The following is a 14986-nucleotide window of genomic DNA, read 5'->3' as shown; positions in this document are numbered from 1 at the left end:
ATGATAGATAATCTTGCACAACACCGAACTCACAAAAGTGGCTACGCATTAGGAACCAACATTCAGCTGACAACATTTGGCACAATAGATAATGCTGGCGTTAATGAGGCTTTTAAGCTCATTCAAAAGTACGAAGATCTATTAACAGTCAATCGAGGACACTCAGAAATGATGTCCGTCAACAAGTCGGCGGGTCTTGATCCAGTGCAGGTTTCTGGTGCAACTTATTCGTTAGTTAAAACATCAATGAAATATAGCCAACAGAATTTTGGTTTCAATGCCGCTATCGGCCCATTGGTCAAACTCTGGAAGATAGGATTTGTTGGAGCTAATATACCTAGTGAGACCGATATAGAGAATCAAATGCAGATCATAAATCCTAATGATGTTGTCTTGGATGACAAAAGTCAGTCGGTATTCTTACGTAAATCAGGGATGGAACTCGATCTTGGTGGTATTGCCAAAGGTTATATTGCCGATAGAATTAGAGACTTATGGCATGCCATGGGTATTTCTAGCGGGATTATTGATCTCGGCGGCAATGTTCTTTTTGTTGGGGACAGTCCGACACATGATGATCATAAGTGGATCGTCGGTGTACAGAATCCCACTAGCGAACGTGGTGAAACAATCGGCAATGTTCGAATTGGTGAATGTTCGGCTGTAACTACTGGTATTTATGAGCGTTATTTAGAAATAAATGGCAAAAAATACCATCATGTTATTGATCCCAGAACAGGCTATCCGTTGAAGACTGACCTCGCCAGCGTTACAGTTTTCGTTAAGAATTCAATTGAAGGTGAACTAGAGGCCAAGCGTCTATTCTTCAATGATGGTCCAATTCCTGATTGGGGAGTTAACAATGATGATTTATATGGCGCTGTTTTGATATATCAAGATGGCAGTGCAACTATGATAAATGTTGACTTAATCTAAAATAGAGCGTGATAAAACACGTTTAGCTTCTGAGTATAATCTAAAAGAGCAACTCATTTATTTAATAAATGGGTTGCTCTTTGTAGTTAAACGAAAGAAGTTGTGCTTTGTTACGTGTTTATGTTGCAAGTTTGATGATTTATAGTTATGCGAGGGTCTCTTTTGGATTGTACTAGCGTTATAACGATAAAAATGTATAATTGTGGGTATCAAAATACCGTGTGCAACGATTCAGAGCGCGCAAAAACGTATTATATTGGGAACAGGGGTGCTATATTGTCACTAGAACTTGGAAATCAAATAAAAAAATGTCGAATTAGCTCGGAAATGACTCAGAATGATTTGGCGGAGAAACTAAATGTTTCACGACAAACAATTTCAAAATGGGAATTGGAAAAGAGCTATCCCGATATTGAATCGTTAATCAATCTGAGTAAAACGTTCGATACGAGCGTTGACTCATTATTAGGACTGACCAACGGGAATGATTCTTCCAAGTCTGAAGTTAATAAGACTGAGAAGAAGCGACTAAGCAAACTTCTCAAGGAGTATATTATGAAAACTAGAGACGAAAAAGTACAAACCATGTTGGATCAGATTAGTGCTGCCTATTCAGATCCTGAAGTTAAAAAGAATCCAGAAGTTATGAAATTTCTATTTGAAAATGCCAAAGAGCTCAATAAAAATGAAAATTATGATGTGATAGCTTCAAGATTATGTAAGGAAATATCATTATATTCATTTGAAAATCCTAAGAAACCATTGAAGGGATTGACCACTTTGTACTATCAAATTAAAGGACACGCTACTAAGTATGATGGAATTGCTATGGCCGCAATGATGTTGCCCGTTTGGGGCGGTCATTAGAGTGGAATATCTATAGATACTTGACCGATTCTTTTAAGTCACTACACAATTTGACGTAAGAATCATATTCTTCCTGGGTAGTGTAATCGAGATCAGATAATGATTTGATTAAGGCAATTGCGGCCTTAAGTCGTAATTCGTTGGTAAAATTATTGTGACCATTTGCATAGATTTTTAACAAATCGTCATTTTGAATATCGTGGTTCACTATTTCTAAAGAATGCATTTTGAAAAGAACTCCTATCTAAATATAAGTTGTGATTAGTGTTTTTTTGCCGCTTCCGGTTACAAAATATTTCATCTACCGTGGGACCGGTTCGAGCCAAGGTCTCTCACCTCGACTTTAAGCTTTGCGTAGTTCGCAAATCTTAAAACTCGTCCTGTGGCTTCGCCACCTTCACGGCTGATAAAATATTTTGTAATCTCCAGCTAATGTATTCTGAATGAATTGATCAAATATTATTGCAATAATTACAGAATTAAGAGTTAGTAAGTTGAATATGAGCCGGAGATAAAAAATAATCAGTCAGCTGTGATAGGTGCCGTAGAACGGTGGTTTGCCGTTCGTACAGCACAGGACGACTTTTGAAATCTGCGGTTTATGCAGAGTTCAAAATCGAGAGCTTCAGACCTTGGCTGAAGCCGGTCCCACAGCAGACAGATTATTTTTTATCGTAGGCGGTAATCACAGCAGACTAATTGCTTTTGACCGTAAGCGACAAAAAAACATAATACTAATCATTCCAACCATTAGTTGGTATAATTAAAATTACGATAAAAATATGAGATTTTACTTCGGAAGGAATAAATAAATGTATCCACAATTAGATTTAGAAAATGCATTAGGAACAAAAGTTACTATCAAAACAAATCATGGCGACATCAAAATTCAATTGTTTGACGAGCTAGTACCTAAGACAGTTAAGAACTTCGTTGAATTAGCAGAAAAAGGTTATTACAATGGCGTGATCTTTCACCGTGTAATTCCTGATTTCATGATTCAAGGTGGTGACCCAACTGGAACTGGTATGGGTGGCGAGAGTATTTATGGCGACGCCTTTGAAGATGAATTTTCAGATCAATTATTCAATCTAGACGGTGCTCTATCAATGGCAAATGCTGGTCCTAACACTAATGGAAGCCAATTCTTCATTGTTTCTAACCAAAACGTGCCTAAGCGTATGATCAAGCAAATGGCACCAGCTGGTTATCCAGAGGAAATCATTGCTGCATACAAGAATGGTGGTACACCTTGGTTGGATCACAGACATACCGTTTTTGGTCAAGTAATCGATGGTATGGATGTTGTTAAAGAAATTGCTAAAGTAAAACGTGATCGTAATGACAAGCCTAACGAGGATGTTGTTATGGAAACTGTTGAAGTAGCTAAATAATTAATTGAGAGATTAGGACAAACACGTTCAACTTTCGATCATTAAGGTAAATAGGGGGTGTAATCCAATTTTGGATTACGCCTCCTATTTGGTTTAAGCAAAAAAGTTGTGTCTTGTAACACGTTTACGCTAAAAGTTTAACCAATATGATAGTTATGCTCTGGATATATTTGTAGAGTTAATTATAAATTTTGTAATAAAGTGGGTGGTTTAAATGTGCATCTACTCCTATACTTGTTATCAAAGAGGGAGTGAATGAAATGAAAAATACAAGTTCTGATTGTACTGAAATTCTAGTTGGTAAGGCTGCTAGTATGGATGGTTCCACTATTGTCGCCCGTAATGAAGACGGTTATGGTCCAATCAATCCGATTAAATTTGTTGCTCATGAAGCAAAAGATCAAAAGAATGCCGAATATGTTTCTATAACTACAGGTGTTAAAGTACCGCTACCTGATCACGCTTATCGTTACACTGCTACACCACAAGCTGACCAAAGCGATGGACAATATGAAGAAGCTGGTATCAATGAATACAACGTTGGTATGAGTTCAACTGAGACAACTGCTACTAATGCTCGTGTACTAGGCTACGATCCTTTAGTTCACGATGGTATTGATGAAGAAGCTATGCTGACTTTGGTATTGCCATACGTTAAGAGTGCTAAAGAAGGAGCAATTCGTCTAGGTGCATTGTTGGAAAAGTACGGTACTGGTGAATGTAACAGTATTGCTTTCAATGATAAGGATGAAATTTGGCTACTAGAAACTGCCGGTGGTCACCACTGGGCAGCAATGCGTTTGCCAGAAGATACATATGCAATCGTTCCTAATCAGACTGTTATGCAAGATGTTGATGTCAATGATACTGATAACTTCTTGGTTGCCACTGATTTAGTAGAATTCGTTGAAAAACACCATTTGAATCCACAACCTGGTCAATTCAACTTCCGTGAGATTTTTGGTACTCAAAGTGAAGCTGATGCGTATTACAACACACCACGTACATGGTATGGTCAAAAAATGTTTAATCCTGAAATTGAACAAGATCCAACTGCTCAAGATATGCCATTGTTGCGTAAACCAAGCAAGAAGATTGCTATTGAAGACGTGGAAGCATTCCTGTCTTCACACTATAATGGAACGAAGTTTGATCCATTTGGCACATTTGCATCTGGTACAGCTGAAGAACAACGTCAATTCCGTTCAATCGCAATGGATCGTAACCAAGCTTCTTCAATTCTTCAAATCAGAAATGATGTTGATGATAAATATGCTGCTGTTCAATGGTTAGCTATGGGATTCTTCGCCTACAGCCCTTATGTACCTTTCTATACGAATATTACTGATACACCAGAAGATTATAAGAATACAACTAATGATGTAGACGTAAATAACGTTTACTGGTTAGAAAAGACTTTGTCAGTTATGATCGAGCCACATTATCATGAATATTCAGATATGGTTCATGCATACTTAGATGGCTGCCAATCATATGCTCGTCAACGTGTGGAAGCTACTGATGAAGAAGCTGTCAGATTTACTGGTGACATGTCAGAATTGTTAACAAAGAATAATCTTGAGACAGCAACTGAAATTTCTGGACGTACACACAAGTTATTCGATGAAATAGTCAAGAAGGGCTTGATGCTTTCAAATACTACTTGGGAAAAAGGTCAGAATTTATAGTAAGTAAAAGTCCTGATTTTACTTAGTTTCATTTGTTAGAAAGCGCTTTAGTGATATTATTAACTTGTGAAGTAAATTGAAATAATAATATTTATTGGGGGTACTTTCATGGATGCTACAAAGAATTTAGTTAATAACGATTTTTCTGATATTATGATGAATCGTCACTCATATAGAAAATTTAAGACTGATGTGAAGATTTCTCGTGAAGAGATCTCTGAAATGTTGGAAGAAGCTACAACAGCTCCTTCAGCATGTAACCTTCAATCATGGCACTTCGTTGTTTGTGACAATGAAGAGGGCAAAGAGAAGGCACATTCAGTTATGATGCCATTCAATTACGCACAAACAGATACTAGTTCAGCCGTTATTTTTGTACTAGGCGACACACAATCACATTATAAATATCGTGATGTTTGGAACAAAGCTTGTGAGAATGGACAAATCACGCCTGAGATGCGTGATAAAGTCTTCAAGACATTCTTGCCATTGTACGAACATGCCGATCGTTCATTCTTGGAAAAGGATGCAACAATTGACGGCAGTATGATTGCAATGCAATTGCTATTGATTGCTCGTGCACATGGATATGAGGCTAACCCAATGTCAGGTTATGACTTCGCCAAAGTAGCACCAACATTTGGTTTGGACGGTGACCGCTATATTCCAGTTACAGCCGTTGCAATTGGTAAACCAGATGGTGAGTTTACTAAGTCAGTACGTTACTCAGTTGATGACGTTACAGATTTTATGTAGATCAGAGCGCGTTGAAGGTCGGTAACTCCTGAGCATTACCTAGACTAGCAATTGTGACACGTAGTGTCACAGTTGCTAGTCGTAGTAAGCACAGGGAGTTGACCTTCATAAGCGCGTTTAGGAAGAGAGTAGAGCAAAGCGGTAATTCGCTTCAACCAAATTTAAAACAAAAGCTGCAGGGCAACCACCCCGCAGCTTTTTTAATACAAAAAAACATCGAAATCAATCGGTGTAGTCAATTATTCGAAATATTCAGTGAAAATTTCTTTGTACATTTCAATGAAATCATAATACATAGCTTTAGAAACATTCTCATTATCTTTATGAGAAGTATCATTACCAGGACCAAAGACAATATAGTTTGCACCAACGGGCTTATCGATCAAAAACTTAGAAGCATCAGTACCACCAGATACTCCCATAGTTAGAATTTCTGTGCTGGAGAAGGGCAGTCCCACTAGTTTTTCAATCATTTTACCTTTTTGAATGTCAGCTTCACTGTAATGAACTTTAGCGAAGTGTTTATTTCCGATTTCTTTAACCAACTTGATAAGTTTGGAATTAGGATCACCCAGAACAGGAATAATATTCATATCCACTGTGTAGGTTATTTCACCGTTATTATTTGAGTTGAAATCATCAACACATTCTGAAATTGTTTGGAGAATGTCATCATTATTGAACTCAGGAATAGTTCTAATATTGATACCGGCAGATGCGGAACCGGGAATAGCGTTGATTTGTGAACCGCCGTGGAAAATATCGATGTTAAAAATAGTTCCACCAAGAACATCATTGGTAATATCTTTGGTCTTAGCAGTCATAGTATTCGAAATATTGTTGATAATGTGAATCAGATTCTCCACGGCATTGATGCCGAGATTTGGCATCGAACTATGGGCAGCTTTACCAACGGAATTCAGCGTAATATCTAGTTCACCTTTGTTGGCGTAAACAGCACGATATCCAGCTGGTTCACCAATCAATAGTCCGTCCACATCATTCATATATCCTTGCTCCGTCAACTTTTCGGCACCCAATTGACCGACCTCTTCACCAAGGGTAGCTAGGAATCTGATTGTCCCATTGATAGGTGTATTTGATTGTTTTAATTCAATCATCGCAATAACAATTGCAGCTAAACCACCTTTCATGTCTGTGGCACCACGACCATATAAGTCGTCACCGTCAGCTGTCAGAGTGAATGGATCCGTGTTCCAATTGTCGGTATCCACGTCGACAGTATCCATGTGACCAGATACAACTAGAATAGGTTTGCCACTACCAATTTCAGCAATCAGGTTAGAACGATTCCCAGTGACAGGAATAATCTTGCATTCAATGTCAGCTTGATCAAACAACGTTTTCAGATACTTTGCCACATCATTTTCGTTATCGTTGATGGAATTAATACTTACTAATTTCTTGAAAACTGCCAATTTCTCTTCGTTTGTCATAACGGTTAAGCTCCTTTATGAAATTAATTGTATTCGCTTACAGTATACTTACAGCAGTATTTAATTAAAAGTTGTTTTTGTATAGATATGGTTATGCTTCATGTATACTTTAGTTAAAAAAGTGGAGGAATAACGCGGTGGTAAACGATCGAGTATTCAAAATGCCCTTTAGCAAGATATACCCAATGTATATTCAAAAAGTTGAACGTAAAAACCATACCAAAGCAGAGGTTGATCAAGTGATTGAATGGTTGACGGGATATGATGAAACTTTGTTGCAAAAGCAAATTGCCTCTGATGTGACGATGCAAGAATTCTATGACCAAGCACCAAAGATGAATCCCAACGCTAAGTTAATTACCGGTGTTATTTGTGGAATAAGAGTAGAGAATATCGAAGATCCACTCATGCAAAAACTTCGTTATTTGGATAAATTGGTTGATGAAGTGGCCAAGGGTAAGTCTATGGACAAGATTTTGAGAAAATAATACAGGACCTATAATAATATTTGTCCTATATAAGAAGAGCCTCCAATTCAATTTGCGAATAGGAGGTTCTCAGTGATTTTAGTATTAATGAATCTAAACTAGTCGGAGATCAAAAATTAACTAATTATAAATAACAGTAACGTCAGAATCAGAAATAGTCTTCTTAACAAGCTTTTGAATTTGCTTATCAAGATTATCCTTATCATTTTTACCATCGTCAGTTAACTTAACGAAGACTACTTTGTGTTTCTCATCAGAACTATCTTTCATATTGCCAACATAAACATCCTTAATATCGTCGTTATATTTTGCTGACATAAGCTTATCTTGCAACTTTCCTAAGCTAGATTCATTGTCTCCAGACGTAGTTTTTACATTATTTTGTTCTTTAACATACTTATTAAAGGCGTCGGTGGTAATGTAATCGCCATTAGTCAGTTGATTTATTTTTAGTGAGTATCCGCCAAGATGATACTCATTCAAATCATTGTTTAGAGATTTCAAACGAGTTTTATTAATAGAATTTCCAATAACTGACAGAGTGATTTTGTTATCACTGACGTCTTTTTTAGTAACATAAACACTACCTAATTCTGCGGTCACAAATTGATCTAATTGAGCTTCCACATATGATTGTTTAACGATTGAACTGGCAGAGATCATACTTGGAATGATGATGATAATGGCCAAGGCAATTGTGAAAATACGATTTTTTAAAGGAAGGTCTAGTTTCTGTCCACTTTGTAGTCGGAAAATGATTGTTCCTAACAAAGCGGATAGTGCGATGAAAAAGGCGTTGATCAAGAACAAGTAGGCAGCTCCACCGATGATTGACCAGTTTCCTTGACTAATTCCATAGCCCACGGTACAAAGTGGTGGCATTAAGGCTGTGGCAATTGCGACACCAGGAAGAATATTTCCTGGTGTTTTTTTGGATGCAGCGATAATTCCTGCAATTCCACCAAAGAAGGCAATTAGAACGTCCCAAAGTGTAGGGGATGTTCGATTCATTAATTGTTCACTAGCTTCTTTCATTGGAGACAGAGTGAAATACAGAGATGACGCAACTATACCGATGGACAATTCAATAACAAAGATAGTGACGGATTTTCGCAGCAAGCGGGTGTAACCACTACCGATGCTATATCCAATCCCAGTAATTGGCGCCATAATTGGTGATATTAGCATAGCACCGATTATTACTGGGCTTGAGTTCATATTCAAACCTACACTAGCGATGATAATGGAACAAAAAAGTATAGCAAAGTTAGACCAGTCTAGCTTCAGATCAGCTCTAACACTGGCATCGATCGTGTCGATACGTAATTCAGATTCTTCTTCTGATGGTTGATTCATAATTACTCCAAAGGATTAGTATTACCGGTTGAGGTCTTTTGGAATTTGCGGTGACAATTTTGCGGCATGCTTCAATAAGAAGGGGGCCAACAAGGTTGTCAGAATTATTGCAGAAATTATAGCTGAATAATAATCTGATGAGATCAATTTGGATTGATATCCGATTTGAGCAATGATCAATGCCATTTCTCCACGTGATACCATTCCAGCACCGACCATATATGATTCCGCAAATGTGAATTTGGATAAACGAGCACCTAACCCGGCACCAACAAGTTTAGACAAGATTGCGATAATCGTCAAAATAATAATAAACCATAGATCATGCTGAATTCCGTTCAGAGTCATATTTAGCCCAATACTGACAAAAAATACTGGGATAAAAATAGCATAACCAATTGGCTCAATACTGTGATCCACTTCTTCCAAGACTTTAGTCTGAGAAATTGCGATTCCGGCGAAGAAGGCACCAACAACAGAACTAAGGCCAATCAAGTCAGCCAAATAAGCCATTCCAAAACAGAGAATCAGGGCCATGATAGTTGGTCCTACTGGAACAAACAGCTTTTCACCGATTTTGGCCATGTAAGGAGCTAAGAATTTAACCACAAAATAAATTGCGATGAAAAATAGTAATTGCATGGCAAATGTCATCACCAAAGAAGTACCACTAGATGATTCTTTACCTTCACCGAGAAGACTAACCATAACGCTTAAGATTATTACTGCTAAAATATCATCAACTACGGCAGCCCCTAAAATTGTGGCTCCAGCTTTTCCGTTTAGTACGTTCATTTCTTTGAGTACCGCTACAGAGATAGAAACAGAAGTTGCGGCAAAAATAACACTGATGAAGAGACTCTCTTTGAATCCGAGGTTAAACATTATTCCTAGTCCGTAAGTTAGTACAACAGGAACGATAACTCCAAGAATTGCCACTAGAATACTAGGCTTGAGATATTTTTTGAGAAGCTTCAGGTCACTTTCGATACCGGCGATAAACATCAAAATAATTACACCCATTTCTGAGAATACGTGAATGAATTCGGACGGCCTTACCCAATTCAGAATTGCTGGTCCTAAAACAATTCCTACTAGTAGCTGTCCAATAACAGCAGGAATTCCTATTCTGGAAGAGTAGTGACCAACGATAGTCGTTGTGATCAAAATTATAACTAATACGCCTAAAAAGCCCATATATTAAAAATCTCCTTTTAAATAAAAATTTCGGCAAAAAAAAACTCCAAAATAACCCCTCTCACACCCCTGAGAGGAAATTACCTTGAAGCTTTCGCCAACCGATCGTACAATATCTATTTTTTACAGAGTAACATAATTCTTTTTGCGCGTATAGTTCTAAGCCTATTCAGAATCAAGTCCGTGCTTAGTGTAGGCGTAGATGAAAAATACAATTCCAGCGATTGTCCAAACACTAAGAATGGCAATATTCTTGAAATTAAGTGAATATCCCTTCAGTAACATATCGTTGATGAAATCAATAATAGTACCAGAGTATGTGAAGGATGCAATGTGGGCGACAGTCTTATTGATCATTTGAAACATTGGTGTCATCGTGAAAATCAATAAGATCGGCATACTGAGATTTCCAGCCTGCATTTGATTCTTGGAGTAAATACCGACGATATATCCAATCAAAATACTGATTAATCCACTCAATGTTGTATAAATAAGATAGATGGGCCATTCAATCTTGTTGATGGGAATGCCAGCGACCGGAACTAAAATTATATTTATGATGAATATAATAAGTATTGACGGCAGAATACTGCCAATAATAAACTCGGCTCCATTGACTGATGATGTCATTAGTACTCGCAGGGTATTTTTTTCTTTTTCTTCTGCTAGTGGGTAACTTCCCATCATAATTCCGCCCATGATAGCATTGAATAATACTCCAAATCCCAGAAGAAATGCACCAGTTGCCACCATTTTAGGCATAGATAGTTTCATGATCAATACAAATCCAATTGCTAGTATTGGCGCAACCATGACTGACATATTGGTGAAGATAGATTGGATCTTTAGCTGAAAAATAGCGTTGATTTTTCTAATTGATAATTTCAAATTAATTTCCTCCCGGTTACTTCGATGAAGACTGTTTCCAATGTTGGTTCACATGAATGAATGGTTACTAGTTCGTTGCTAGTCATCCACCAATTGATTTTTTGAGTTGTTTCTTCAGATTGTGTTAATGTCAGTTCTTGATTATTTTTTAGTAGAACTTTATATTGCTTCTTCTTGTTGTGTCTTAAACGTATATCTCGTGGCGTACCAGTTTCTACAATTTTTCCATCATTTAATAGTGCCAAATGATCACATAGTTTATCGGCTTCTTCCATATTATGAGTTGTTAGGAAGACCGCTGTGCCGTTGTCCCGTAATTCCATGATCAAACGATGGATTTCAATTTGTGTACTTGGATCTAAGCCACTAGTCGGTTCATCTAGGAATAATACTTTTGGCTGATGAAGTACAGCTCTAGCCAGAATCAATCTTTGACGCATTCCTTGTGATAATTTGCCGGCAATTTTCTTTCTGTCTGATAGCAATCCAACCTGTTTAAGGATTTTGTTAATTCTAGCCTTTGGTACGTTCAATATTCTGGTGAATATCTCTAGATTCTTATAAACGGATAGTTTGTCATATAAACCACTGTTATGAGAAACGATGCCAATTTGTTCATAAATACTTTCGTTGATTTCTTCAATAGGTACTCCTAGTACCGATGCTGATCCATTGGTTTGTTTAAGCTGTCCAGTCAATATTTTAATAGTAGTAGTTTTGCCAGCTCCAGAAGGTCCTAATAAACCGAATATTTCTCCTGATTTAATTGAGAAGCTCAAATCCTTTAGAGCGTCTTGATTTTTGAAATACTTAGATATGTGCTCAACTGTAATTATATCTGGTTGTGTCATTGCGTTCTCCTTTTCTTGTTTACGAGATTAATATTAAAAGGGGAGCCAATGATTGTATTAAAAAATTGCCCAACTGTGTCAGGCAATCTCCGAGTTGTGCGTTATTGGACCGTTATGCTTCGATTAATTGGCGTAATTCTTCCACCTTTACACGAGATAATGGAAGCTTTTCTTTCGCTGGTCCTTTAAGTACCAGGGTATAGCTATTCCTGGAGTAACTAATTAGTTCTGAGATCCGCTGTAAGTTTACGAGATATGATCGATGGCATCGATAGAATCCAAAGTGTGCTAATTTTTCTTCCAATTCATTCAGAGTTAGAGCAGATGGATAGTAGTCTTCGCCAATGCGAATATTACTAACGGAGTTGATACTTTCGATGAAGTCAATTTCGTCTGGGCTAAAGAATATGGTCTTGTCTGCAAGCTTGCAGGCAACTTTGAAGACGTTTTGAGGTTGGAATTTATCAGTATTACTATTATCATCCTCAAAATCAGATTCTTCAGAAATATCAGTTTTCTCCAATCCAACTTTGGCGTTATAGCGATAGACATCAGTGCCAAGCAATAATAATTCTTCTATATAATGAGAAGTCGTCAAGATAGTGATTCCAGAATCTTTGACAAATTTCATGGCTCGTAAGTATAGTTCGATGCCGCCGTCACTCAAATTAGCCAATGGACTCTCAATCAGTAATAGTTCTGGAGATAGAATGAACATTCTCAACAAGCTGACACGTTTTTTTTGATCAATGCTTAGTTTCTTGATCTTAACGTTCCAAATATCAGCAATTGAGAATTCCTGTAAGTAGTCTGAGATGTTTTTATTAGTGGTACCTATTTTGTTGAATAAGGTTAGATACTTTTTGACAGTCAAATTATCATACAGTCCATCATTACTAAGTTCGTAGAGAATGTTATTAGTATTTGTAGTGATAGTCCCGCTTGATGGTTGCATTCTTTTAGATATTAGTTGGAATAGTATCTTACTTTCAGCTGGAGCCATTTTGATACCAATTTGGGAATTGGCATCAAGACTTAAGCTGACATTCTTTAAGATATTTTTCCCAGCTATTTGTTTTGTCACGTTGGTCATTGAGATCATTGCCATCGTATATTAACTCACTTTCTAAAATTTACACAATTGTTACATTAATTATATAGTTTTTATACGTCTGTTCGATATTATTTAGTTACAAAATTGTCGGGGGACGATAGAAATGAAAATAGTTCAGATTACTGATACCCATTTAACTCCGCGGGATGCTCGACCAGCCAATCATCAGAGAGTTGATCCATATTTGAAGCTGCAAAATGTCTTTCAAGACGTTGAGATAATGGCAGACAAACCTGACCTTATTGTAATAAGTGGTGATTTGGTTCATGAAGGCATTGAATTTGATTATCGGAAGCTGCACGACATTATAGATTATCAAAGTAACAAACTTAAACTGCCGGTTTATGTAATTCTTGGTAATCATGATCGTACAGAGGCATTTTATCGTGGATATTTGAAAGAAGAGCCACGCGACAAGTACTACTATAGTATTTCAACAAATGAGTGTGATATTTTCTTTTTGGATAGCAAGTTAGGTGATCTTGAACAAGGTGAGATCGACTCGACCCAATTATCATGGTTGCAGCATGAATTGAACAATAGTACAAAGAACTCTTCTTTGATATTCATTCATCATCCTATCGATGGACCATCTTTACGACACATGCGTTATAGTATTCTTCAAAATAGTCGGGAATTTGTAGAAACTATCAAGGGTACTAATGTCAGAGCAGTTCTTTCAGGACATATTCATTTCGGAGATACATTTGAGCAGGACAATATTCTATATAGTGCCGCTGATTCAAGTGCTTATCACATTAATTGCGATAATCATCATAATCATTTGGTTATGGATTCGACGTGCTACGACATTATTACTTTGGAAGATGATAGAGTGGGAGTAGAGACTCGTTATTTATTGACGCATCATGATATTATCAATCAAGTACCGATTACTCATACTGGCTGGTGTAAAGAATAAGATTGTTGCGGGATGGGATTCCTTAGACTAAAATAAAAGCCAATCATAATAAAGAAGCGTCACGGAATCTTAGTCCTTATTAGGATATAGATACGTGACGCTTTTTGAGTTAGGAGATTGCCATATGACTGAGATAAGGCCAGTAACAGAAGAGGATGCACAAGTACTACTAGGAATTTATGCGCCATATGTATTGGATACTGCGATAACTTTTGAATACGAAGTTCCTACTATAGAAGAATTTGTTTCAAGAATAAAAAGCATATCGAAAAAATATCCGTATTTAGTGGCTGAAGATGCTGGCAAAGTAGTCGGATATGCATATGCTGATACTTATAATTCTAGGGATGCGTATAACTGGACAGTAGAGATTAGTATCTATGTTGATAGTCAGTTTAGAGGTCAGGGTATTGGAAAGATGCTGTATCATGAACTGGAACAGAAATTGCTGCAGCAAAAAATAGTTAACATTCTGGCATGCATCACAGAACAGAATACTAGTAGCATAAGGTTCCACGAGAGAATGGGGTACGAGTTAGTAGGTACGTTCAAGAAAGTTGGATTCAAATTCGATACTTGGTATGACATTGTTTGGATGCAAAAGAAGCTCGTTGACCAGTAAGGGATTGATATTAGTACAGAAGGTATGGATATTTTGAATAATATGCCAGATACAGGTTCAAAGGTGTTTCATAACTCTGTACAAGAATAGATATTTTGAATGGTGTTTCTATCTAGAAGATGTCTTTTTGTTGTATTGATCTGTACTAGGGAGTACCATTATCAGCAATCATTCAAAAAAGTGTCGAGTACTTGTGGCACGAAAATTGAACTGGTAGATGTTACTTGAATCGTTGACATACTATAGTAGGTTTCTGTACAATATTACTTGAATATTGAAAAGCAAATGTTTGAATTCAAATCTCTTTTTAAGAAAATTGAAAAAAGTTTTTAAAAACACTTGCAATGATGATATTCCAATAGTAAGATATTACTTGTTGTTGCGACAGAGCAACGGCGACAACGACTTGAGAGCTTCCAACTTGATAGTCGTTGAAAAATTATTTTAAAA

15 protein-coding genes are annotated in these 14986 nt (G+C 37.0%); 8 read left to right on the top strand and 7 right to left on the bottom strand.

Annotated features, from left to right (window positions below):
• Positions 1 to 936: an FAD:protein FMN transferase gene (locus EKM66_RS08010; RefSeq protein WP_125763412.1), complete on the top strand. Its 936-nt coding sequence runs from the start codon at positions 1 to 3 to the stop codon at positions 934 to 936.
• Between the two features lie 276 nt (positions 937 to 1212).
• Entirely contained in the window at positions 1213 to 1803 is a 591-nt protein-coding gene (locus EKM66_RS08005; protein WP_164505093.1) for a helix-turn-helix domain-containing protein, read from the top strand.
• 10 nt (positions 1804 to 1813) lie between these two features.
• Here EKM66_RS08005 and EKM66_RS08000 read toward each other — a convergent pair whose 3' ends face one another.
• A complete protein-coding gene (locus tag EKM66_RS08000; protein WP_125763408.1) occupies positions 1814 to 2029 on the bottom strand; it encodes a hypothetical protein in 216 nt (71 codons plus the stop codon).
• Between the two features lie 586 nt (positions 2030 to 2615).
• Between EKM66_RS08000 and EKM66_RS07995 the strand changes: the two genes are divergently transcribed.
• The 3 genes from EKM66_RS07995 to EKM66_RS07985 all read left to right on the top strand — a co-directional run bounded on the left by EKM66_RS07995 (position 2616) and on the right by EKM66_RS07985 (position 5641).
• Complete coding sequence (locus EKM66_RS07995; protein ID WP_125763406.1) at positions 2616 to 3197, top strand: peptidylprolyl isomerase; 582 nt, start codon at positions 2616 to 2618, stop codon at positions 3195 to 3197.
• A 260-nt stretch (positions 3198 to 3457) separates the two neighbouring features.
• Positions 3458 to 4885: a C69 family dipeptidase gene (locus EKM66_RS07990; RefSeq protein ID WP_125763404.1), complete on the top strand. Its 1428-nt coding sequence runs from the start codon at positions 3458 to 3460 to the stop codon at positions 4883 to 4885.
• Positions 4886 to 4993: 108 nt separating this feature from the next.
• Complete coding sequence (locus EKM66_RS07985) at positions 4994 to 5641, top strand: nitroreductase family protein (protein ID WP_125763402.1); 648 nt, start codon at positions 4994 to 4996, stop codon at positions 5639 to 5641.
• 239 nt (positions 5642 to 5880) lie between these two features.
• Here the strand turns inward: EKM66_RS07985 and EKM66_RS07980 are convergent, their stop codons facing one another.
• Positions 5881 to 7098 carry an ArgE/DapE family deacylase gene (locus tag EKM66_RS07980; RefSeq protein WP_125763400.1) on the bottom strand — a complete coding sequence of 406 codons (1218 nt, stop codon included), beginning with the start codon at positions 7096 to 7098 and terminating at the stop codon, positions 5881 to 5883.
• Between the two features lie 161 nt (positions 7099 to 7259).
• Between EKM66_RS07980 and EKM66_RS07975 the strand changes: the two genes are divergently transcribed.
• On the top strand, positions 7260 to 7586 hold the full coding sequence (locus EKM66_RS07975) for a DUF2200 domain-containing protein (RefSeq protein ID WP_404811462.1): 327 nt from the start codon (positions 7260 to 7262) through the stop codon (positions 7584 to 7586).
• Positions 7587 to 7706: 120 nt separating this feature from the next.
• On the opposite strand, the gene EKM66_RS07970 is transcribed toward EKM66_RS07975, so the two are convergent.
• From EKM66_RS07970 to EKM66_RS07950, 5 genes are all read right to left on the bottom strand, one after another.
• Positions 7707 to 8942, bottom strand: a complete 1236-nt coding sequence (locus EKM66_RS07970; protein ID WP_225426575.1) for a DUF389 domain-containing protein — start codon at positions 8940 to 8942, stop codon at positions 7707 to 7709.
• A 21-nt stretch (positions 8943 to 8963) separates the two neighbouring features.
• Complete coding sequence (locus EKM66_RS07965) at positions 8964 to 10139, bottom strand: cation:proton antiporter (protein ID WP_125763396.1); 1176 nt, start codon at positions 10137 to 10139, stop codon at positions 8964 to 8966.
• 165 nt (positions 10140 to 10304) lie between these two features.
• A complete protein-coding gene (locus tag EKM66_RS07960; protein ID WP_225426574.1) occupies positions 10305 to 11027 on the bottom strand; it encodes an ABC transporter permease in 723 nt (240 codons plus the stop codon).
• On the bottom strand, positions 11024 to 11878 hold the full coding sequence (locus tag EKM66_RS07955) for an ABC transporter ATP-binding protein (RefSeq protein ID WP_125763393.1): 855 nt from the start codon (positions 11876 to 11878) through the stop codon (positions 11024 to 11026). The genes EKM66_RS07960 and EKM66_RS07955 overlap by 4 nt, the downstream gene beginning before the upstream one ends.
• Positions 11879 to 11990: 112 nt before the next feature.
• Positions 11991 to 12986, bottom strand: a complete 996-nt coding sequence (locus EKM66_RS07950; RefSeq protein ID WP_125763391.1) for a LytTR family transcriptional regulator DNA-binding domain-containing protein — start codon at positions 12984 to 12986, stop codon at positions 11991 to 11993.
• A 109-nt stretch (positions 12987 to 13095) separates the two neighbouring features.
• Here EKM66_RS07950 and EKM66_RS07945 point away from each other — a divergent pair, with 109 nt between their 5' ends.
• Together EKM66_RS07945 and EKM66_RS07940 are read left to right on the top strand one after the other, a co-directional pair.
• Entirely contained in the window at positions 13096 to 13914 is an 819-nt protein-coding gene (locus EKM66_RS07945) for a metallophosphoesterase family protein (RefSeq protein ID WP_125763389.1), read from the top strand.
• Between the two features lie 124 nt (positions 13915 to 14038).
• On the top strand, positions 14039 to 14536 hold the full coding sequence (locus tag EKM66_RS07940; protein ID WP_125763387.1) for a GNAT family N-acetyltransferase: 498 nt from the start codon (positions 14039 to 14041) through the stop codon (positions 14534 to 14536).
• The last annotated feature ends 450 nt before the right edge of the window (positions 14537 to 14986 follow it).

Origin of the sequence: Companilactobacillus hulinensis (genome assembly GCF_003946555.1) — a bacterium.
Classification (GTDB): Bacteria; Bacillota; Bacilli; order Lactobacillales; family Lactobacillaceae; genus Companilactobacillus; species Companilactobacillus hulinensis.
This window is presented reverse-complemented; position numbering and strand designations above follow the sequence as displayed.